An 8,016-nucleotide genomic window follows, 5' to 3' on the forward strand; every position below is an offset into this window, starting at 1 on the left:
TCTATTTCATAGATGTATTGAAAATTATACATGCATCTAATTTGTCTCCCTTGATTTTTCGCTCCGTTTTGTAATGAAACAGATAGAGGGGCTGAAGCATTGCTGTTGGAAATAGATAAGTAGTAAGCATTTGAATTATTTCCTTCAAACTCTTGATCGCTCCACAGTTGTGCTGCAGCTTGTTCACTTAGATTATCGACTCGTAAAGCATATGAATCACTTCCAGATTGTCGATATCCCAATTGTAAATAAGGAATCGCATGAAAATTACTGTAAGGTAAGAAACTCATTGTATGCGTAACAAAATAGGCAATCCTAGATGAGCCTTCTACTTCAAAGGTTCCAAACTTACGTGGAACAGTAGCTGTATTTGTGGAATTACTAAACGCAGAACTTGTTAGACTGGTTAGAGCGGTCTGTGTGGGCATTTTATAGAAGCCTTTGGGGTATGCAAATGCGCAAGGATCACCCTTTCCACTTACTTCATTTAAACCAGGTCGTAAAGCTTTCCAATTGAAATATTCTTGTTTTGATCCGTTCAATCCATTAAAATCAGGGTGATCGTATATGTCTGTATTATAATGTCTGAGCGCATATTTTTGATTTATTTCGTCCAAGTATAAATTAGAAATTGCATAATATTGACCTCCTCTTAAGATCATAGGAGGACTCATGTCAAATAAAATGTTAGCTTTTTTACCAAACTTGAGTGTGATGTTGTCGTCAGCAAAATTAAACGTAAACTTAAGAGGATCGCCATATCTGTTCCTAGTAAGTGTTCTAGAACTTTTATTAGCTTTATTAAATGCATCGGTTGCAAATGTAATTTGATTTAACGTCAAAGAAATTCCATTGGCAGGAATGTTCCCTTCAAAAGTAGTGTATAAATTTAAATTAAATACAGTGTCATTACTCGAACTAAAGCATTCTTGTATATCAAAGTCAACATGTGATAGGGAGTTAGTTTTAGATGTGTAATTGCCTGATTTCAAATCAAATGTGTCGCCAGTAAGTGGGAGGCCTTCTATTTTCCTACTGAAGTTTAAAATTTTATCAAATAATGCTCTACCGCTAATCTTAACCTGAAAAAGAGTTTGTCTAGCTTGAAATAAAATAGTTGATTTGTTGTTTATATGGGCTGTATTAGCGGTTGTAATAGTTCCTTGATCCCAATATAAAGAGGTGAATTTAGTTCCATTTGGTGCTGAGATTTGAAGAGTGTAATCGCTTTCTGTAGGTGTGTTTGGAAAGTTGGGAAGTTTCTCACTATTAAATATGTATGCGATCCATTTGTAAGTAGTATTTCTTTTTGCATTTTCCCAGCGTGGAGCATCTTCACCAACTGTTGCATCAAGCTTAGTTATAAAGTTATTTCCACTCTGATCAAATATTAATATTCTGTATTTCTTACCATTCTGCATTTTACTACCAGCATACCTTTTCGTTTTCTTCTGTTTTGGTTTAGAAGGGACATTTTTTTCAATTTCATTCACAATCGTGATATCTTTTGATTCTCCTTTGATATCAGAATAGGATATCGAGCCTATACAATTTAGATCAGAGGAAAGAGTATTAGCCTTATTTAATATAATTTGGTGATGTTCGGTAATTTGATCCTCGTTTTTTCTGATGTTGGCACTAATTTGATTAATATCAACGGTTTCTTTAATACCTGTAATGCTAAAAGATAAGCTTTCATTACCAAAATAATCCGAATAGTTCAAGTCTTTATTAGATGAACAACTAATATTTGACAGTATGCATATACTTAATGAAATTAAGAGTGTGATAGCACAATTTGTGCTATGAAATAAAAAAGTTTTCATATTCGTTTTTCTTAATGATAGTAGATGTTACTAACTTTAATTAGTTATCTTTTTTAGAAAATTATTTACAAACATGAAATAATAATTTATCTTTGAAAAGATATTTTAAAATTTTAGATTAAAAAATCTATTTATTAAGATAAAATATTACCCTCCGGTTTTTGTTGAGTTTGAGTTCTATGTAGAAGAGAGCATTTGTGTAGGTTCAACGCGTTTAACTTTTGGAGGAGAAAATCCCAATGATAATGTTCCTACGATAATGGATGACTATGAATTAACGGATGCGTTTGGCTGGGAAACGGAGATCTTTTAGTGAAAATTCTTGCACTAAATTCAAAAGTAAAACCCCTCAAATCCAAAGATTATGAGGGGTTTTTTATTGTCGAAGTATAAAAAATACTATTTACGTTCTAATACTTTAGTTACTAATTCAGCAGCTTCTTTTAACAAGATTGCTGAGTAAACTTGAAGACCTGATTCGTCGATCAATTTTTTCGCTTCCGCAGCGTTAGTACCTTGAAGACGTACAATGATTGGAACTGGAATGTTACCAATTTCATTGTAAGCATCGATTACACCTTGAGCAACACGGTCACAACGAACGATACCACCGAAGATGTTGATTAAGATAGCTTTTACGTTAGGATCTTTTAAGATAATGTTGAAACCAGCTTTTACTGTTTCAGCATTAGCAGTACCACCTACGTCTAAGAAGTTTGCAGGCTCGCCACCAGCTAATTTGATGATATCCATAGTTGCCATCGCAAGACCAGCACCATTCACCATACAACCTACGTTACCGTCAAGTTTTACATAGTTCAAGTTTGACTCACCAGCTTCTACTTCTGTTGGATCTTCTTCTGTGATGTCGCGCATAGCAGCGATGTCAGCATGACGGTACAAAGCGTTTTCGTCTAAGTTTACTTTCGCGTCTACCGCTAAAATTTTATCATCTGAAGTTTTTAATACAGGGTTGATTTCGAACATCGAAGCATCGATAGAATCGTAAGCTTTGTATAAAGCAGCTACGAATTTTACCATGTCTTTGTGCGCAGCACCTGATAAACCTAAGTTGAAGGCAATCTTACGTGCTTGGAAACCTTGTAAACCTACTTTAGGATCGATTTCTTCTTTGAAGATCAAATGAGGAGTTTTTTCAGCAACCTCTTCGATGTCCATACCACCTTCAGTAGAGTACATGATGATATTACGACCAGTACCACGGTCTAATAATACGGACATGTAAAACTCTTTTGTTTCACTTTCTCCAGGATAGTAAACATCTTGAGCGATTAATACTTTATTTACTTTTTTACCTTCAGGACCTGTTTGTGGAGTTACTAATTGCATACCGATGATGTCAGTAGCACGTTGTAATACCTCATCGTGGTTTTTAGCTAATTTCACACCACCACCTTTACCACGTCCACCAGCATGAATTTGCGCTTTTACTACAACCCAGTCCGAGTTGAAGTCTTCCTTCATTTTTTGAGCAGCAGCTACTGCTTGTTCTGGAGTGTCAGCAACTATTCCTTCTTGGACTCTAACGCCAAAACTTTTAAGTATTTCTTTTCCTTGATATTCGTGAATGTTCATTGATAAAAAATTTGACGTAAAAATATGACTTTTATTCTTAAGAGACAAGAATTTATTTGGATACTTTTGTTAATCATTACTGCTTATTGCCTTATATCAAAATGACAATCTGATTCTTTTTCTTAAATTCGTGTCATGATTCTAAAAGCATCAAATATCTATAAATCATACGGCAATCTTCCTATTCTCAAAGGAGTAGATTTTACTGTAGAAAAAGGTGAAATTGTCAGTATAGTAGGCGCTTCGGGCGCAGGGAAAAGTACCTTGTTGCACATTATTGGGACATTGGACAAAGCCGACCAGGGGGAGGTATTTATTGATGATACCGCTATCCATAGACTTTCTTCTAAAGAATTGAGTGCTTTTAGAAACCTCCATATCGGATTCGTGTTTCAATTTCATCATTTATTGCCTGAATTTACGGCTTTGGAAAATGTGTGTATCCCCGCATATATTGGAGGGACAAAAACAGATATAGCAGAGAAGAGAGCAATGGAATTGTTGGATTTGCTTGGGGTAGCAAGTCGAGCTAATCATAAGCCTTCGCAGTTATCAGGAGGCGAGCAGCAACGTATTTCTGTAGCGCGCGCTTTGATCAATAATCCAAAAATCATTTTGGCGGATGAGCCCTCGGGTAATTTAGATTCCGAAAATGCGGCTGCTTTGCATAAGTTGTTTTTTGATTTGCGTGACTCTATGGGACATACTTTTGTGATTGTAACCCACAATGAGGATTTAGCAAATATTTCGGATCGTACGATCCATATGAAAGATGGAAATATATTTTAAGAAATAGAGAGGGAAGGATTTGAAAAAAATATTAATTACCAGTGCTACACATAGCTTAGGGCTGCGTGTCTCAAAATTGTTAGCAGATCGATTTGAAATCATTCAAGCTACATCAGACGAATTACCTGCGTTCATGCAGGACAAGTTTGTGAAAATTCCGAAAGGAGTAAACCCAACATTTGCTCACGAAATGTTGAAATTGGCATTAGATAATAATTACGAATACATTTTACCTCTACAACTGCAAGAAATTGAAGCCTTATCGGAATCATTGTTGCTGTTTGAAGAATACGGTATTTGTATTATCTGCCCTACAAAACAACAATTGCAAGAGTTGGAAATATTGCCAAATCCAGGAAAAGAATTGCCGTTAAGTATTTTGCTGGATAAGACAGATTTGTTGTCGCATAGACAGGTAGATATCGAGATAAACGGATTAGGTGTATTGTCTGATTCAGAAATGGATTTCTTTTTAGCGGTAGCGAGATAATGGAGAATAAGAATATAGGTGAGATTGCATTAGATAAAGAGGTATACGCATTCGAATTGGATGATGTCTTGTTTCCAAAACAGGATTATTTGTTGCAAGTGTATTACCTTTTTGGAAGTTTTTACGAATTCACAGAAGGTACTGTAAAGGCTAACGACTTGGCTAATTTCATGAAGAAAGTTTACTTGTATCATGGCGAAGAAAAGGCCTTCGATGCGGCAAAAGAAGTATTTGGTATTGAAGAAAAGTACCGTGAAAATCTAGAACGCTTAAAAGCCAATGCGCAACTTCCACTACGTTTAGAGCTTTTTACGAATGTAAAAGCGGAATTAAACAAGCTTTTTGAAGCCAATAAACAAGTTGCTATTCTCACGGAAGGTAATCCTGTAGAACAGCTGAATAAGTTGAAATTCATTGATTGGGATATTTTAACCCCGTATAAAGAGCAAATTAAAATCTATTTTGTAGATGAATTACTGCATCAAAAAATAGACATTATTCCTTATCTTGCACAAGAGTTTAGCGTGCTGGAAGACAGTATGTTAGTGTTGGATTAAGCGTTTCGGTAATGAAAAAATATTCACATATCTTTTTTTTGCTATCAATTGTAGCCATATTTTTTGTTTCCTGTGAGCGAGATGACGATGAGCGAGATGACCCCACACGATATGCGATAGACACAACTAGAACTTACACAGACGATACTTACGAGAATAGACTCAAAGATTCCGTATGGTATTATTACAAATATTTATCACTGTGGGAGAAAGCAATTAGCCCTACCACTTCTCGTATCGGGGTGATGGATTCTGTCGATTACCTCAAAAATAATTACACTAAGTATTTTCAGTCAGCAGGGGATGTATTAGGCTATTTGATGTATACGACCAAGGTCAGTGTGGTTGGTAATAAAGTGAAACCTAATATTGGAAGCGGTAACTATTTTTCTTATTTCAGCGATATATTATACACCCATCAGGCAGGTGAAAGCAAAGCTTATGATTGGTATAGTTTTTTGGATAGAGGTGGTTTTGTAACAGGTGCTATTCAGCAAGGGTATATCTCAGGATTTGGGATGGATTTGATGTATCTGCAAAAAGACGCTAATAACTTAAATAGCGGTTTGTATATCCGTTTTGTCGAAAAAAATTCAGCTGCATATAAAGCGGGTTTGCGACGTGGACAGCAAATCATTAGTCTTAATGGCGATACCAAAATAGATTATAACAGCCAAAAAGCTTCTAATTTCCGGGAGCTAAATAATTACCTGAACTTGGCTAATCTAGCTATAGAGTATAAAACTCCAACAGGTCAAGAAAAGACTGTAAGTATTGCCTATGCCAGAAATAGTTATGCAGATGCTGTTTTTGCAGATACTGTTTTAGTGGCAGGGAACAAAAATGTAGCCTACCTTGGACTTAGTTCTTTTTTATCAACGGATGCTTGGGTTTTAGATAAAGGTGTAACAAAACCTTTTCAATCGCGACTAAGCGAGGTTTTCAATAGCTTTTCTTCTAAAAACGTAGAAAATATTGTGGTGGATTTAAGGTACAATGGGGGAGGATCGGTATTGACTGCAGAATATTTATCTGATTTGTTGGTGCGCAGTTCTGCTTCTGGTAGTTTGATGTATTCCTACAAGATTAATGATATCCTCAAACAGTTAGGTTGGGATGATGAAGGTGAAGATTTTGCGCCCGTAAAATTCAATAAGAAAGGTAATTTGAATGTGTCAAATATTTACTTTTTGGTTTCTGAGGAAACAGCATCAGCCAGTGAGTTGCTCATTAACAATTTGACACCTTATATGAATGTGTATATGATCGGTACTTACCGTTCAGAAAATAATACAACTATTGCAAAGAATACGTATGGCAAACCTGTAGGTTTCTTTCCAATAGATATCGTTAGTATAAGCAATGAATTGTATGTAACATCTTTTCAGATGTTCAATAAGAATGGGTATGGCGATTATTTTGATGGTTTAAAACCTAATACACATGTTTGGGAGTATGATTCATTCTTAGATTTTGGTCAACAAGAAGAATCTATGCTATCTGCAGCCTTAAATCATATAAAATCTGGTAATTTTAAGAGTACAGCTACGCGTTCAGTTTCTCCGAATACTAATTTTGATCGAAAATTTATGGAAGAAGGGTTCAAATCCAATAAAATACGCGGTATGTATAAATTTCCTACCAAAAAGATTCATTTTTAATCCTTATCTTTAGACTTTAGAGATTAATATATTTGATGAGTTCTATGAATAAGCCCAATAAGCCTATCACGATTAAGGAAATAGCGCGCAAACTAAGAATTTCTCCCTCAACAGTTTCGCGTGCATTGAATGATCACCCAAGTATAGGTTTAGTGACGACTATGCGAGTAAAAAAGCTCGCTGAAGAATTAAACTACGAACCCAACCAGACAGCCATCTTTTTCAAACAACGTAAGACTTTTACTTTAGGGGTGATTCTTCCTAAGTTGTCCGAGCCTTTTTTTGCATCAGCGATCAGTGCAATCGAAGAAGTGGCAGGTGAAAAGAAGTTTACTGTACTTTTAGGACAGTCCTTAGATAATCCAGAACGTGAGCTTAATATTATCAATAGTTTCAGAACACATCGTGTGGATGGTATACTTATGTCATTAGGAAAGAATACGACTAATCTGGATTTTATTGAACGTCTACGCAAATACGAAATTCCAATTGTGTTTTTTGATTGTGTGCCTGAAGGTGTGGATGATGTGCCTAAAGTGTATTGCGATCTTTCTACAGGTATTCAAGAGGCTGTTCAAGCTTTCGCGGAGCGCGGTCATAAGCAAATCGCATTAATCAATGGTCCTGAGACCTTGAAAGCGTCTGGCGAGCGTACATTGTCTTTCAAAAAAGCTTTGTTGGATAACGGGCTAAATTTTGATGATAAATATGTAGTTTATTCGGATTTGACAGAAGAAAGCAATTACCAAGCGATGGAGAAATTAAGAGACTTGGCTGATAGGCCTTCGGCAATCTTAGCGTTCAATGATTACGTTACTTTTGACATCATCAGATATGCAAAAGAAAAGGGAATCTATTTAGGACACGATATTCAGGTAATAAGTTTTGCAAATTATTCATTATGGAAATACATGGATAATCCGCCATTGGCAAGTATCGAACAATATCCAGCTGAACAAGGTGCCAAAGCGGCTAGTATTTTATTGGAGTTGTTGGATAATAAGGATAGTGAAGAAATAATTCAAGATCATATTTTTGCCTCCAAATTAGTTTATCAATAAACTTTATATTTTAGGCCAGTACCGTCCTAAATAAGA

7 protein-coding genes are annotated in these 8,016 nt (G+C 35.7%); 5 read left to right on the top strand and 2 right to left on the bottom strand.

What is annotated here, in order from left to right:
* A partial coding sequence (locus G5B32_RS16325; RefSeq protein WP_165292561.1) for a hypothetical protein occupies positions 1-1,826 on the bottom strand: 1,826 nt, incomplete at its 3' end.
* A gap of 399 nt (positions 1,827-2,225) precedes the next feature.
* The gene (gene sucC / locus G5B32_RS16330) at positions 2,226-3,422 is read right to left on the bottom strand and encodes an ADP-forming succinate--CoA ligase subunit beta (protein ID WP_165292562.1); all 1,197 of its coding nucleotides are present in this window, start codon (positions 3,420-3,422) and stop codon (positions 2,226-2,228) included.
* A gap of 138 nt (positions 3,423-3,560) precedes the next feature.
* On the opposite strand from sucC, the gene G5B32_RS16335 reads away from it, so the two are divergent.
* From G5B32_RS16335 to G5B32_RS16355, 5 genes are read left to right on the top strand one after another with little or no spacing between them, the layout of a single operon-like run.
* Entirely contained in the window at positions 3,561-4,211 is a 651-nt protein-coding gene (locus G5B32_RS16335) for an ABC transporter ATP-binding protein (protein ID WP_190302867.1), read from the top strand.
* 19 nt (positions 4,212-4,230) lie between these two features.
* Positions 4,231-4,701, top strand: a complete 471-nt coding sequence (locus tag G5B32_RS16340; protein WP_165292564.1) for a hypothetical protein — start codon at positions 4,231-4,233, stop codon at positions 4,699-4,701.
* Positions 4,701-5,258: an HAD family hydrolase gene (locus tag G5B32_RS16345; protein ID WP_165292565.1), complete on the top strand. Its 558-nt coding sequence runs from the start codon at positions 4,701-4,703 to the stop codon at positions 5,256-5,258. The genes G5B32_RS16340 and G5B32_RS16345 overlap by 1 nt, the downstream gene beginning before the upstream one ends.
* A gap of 11 nt (positions 5,259-5,269) precedes the next feature.
* Positions 5,270-6,919 carry a S41 family peptidase gene (locus G5B32_RS16350; RefSeq protein WP_165292566.1) on the top strand — a complete coding sequence of 550 codons (1,650 nt, stop codon included), beginning with the start codon at positions 5,270-5,272 and terminating at the stop codon, positions 6,917-6,919.
* 44 nt (positions 6,920-6,963) lie between these two features.
* A complete protein-coding gene (locus tag G5B32_RS16355; RefSeq protein ID WP_223815450.1) occupies positions 6,964-7,980 on the top strand; it encodes a LacI family DNA-binding transcriptional regulator in 1,017 nt (338 codons plus the stop codon).
* Positions 7,981-8,016 lie beyond the last annotated feature (36 nt).

The organism is Sphingobacterium sp. SGL-16 (assembly GCF_011043515.1).
GTDB lineage: Bacteria > Bacteroidota > Bacteroidia > Sphingobacteriales > Sphingobacteriaceae > Sphingobacterium > Sphingobacterium litopenaei.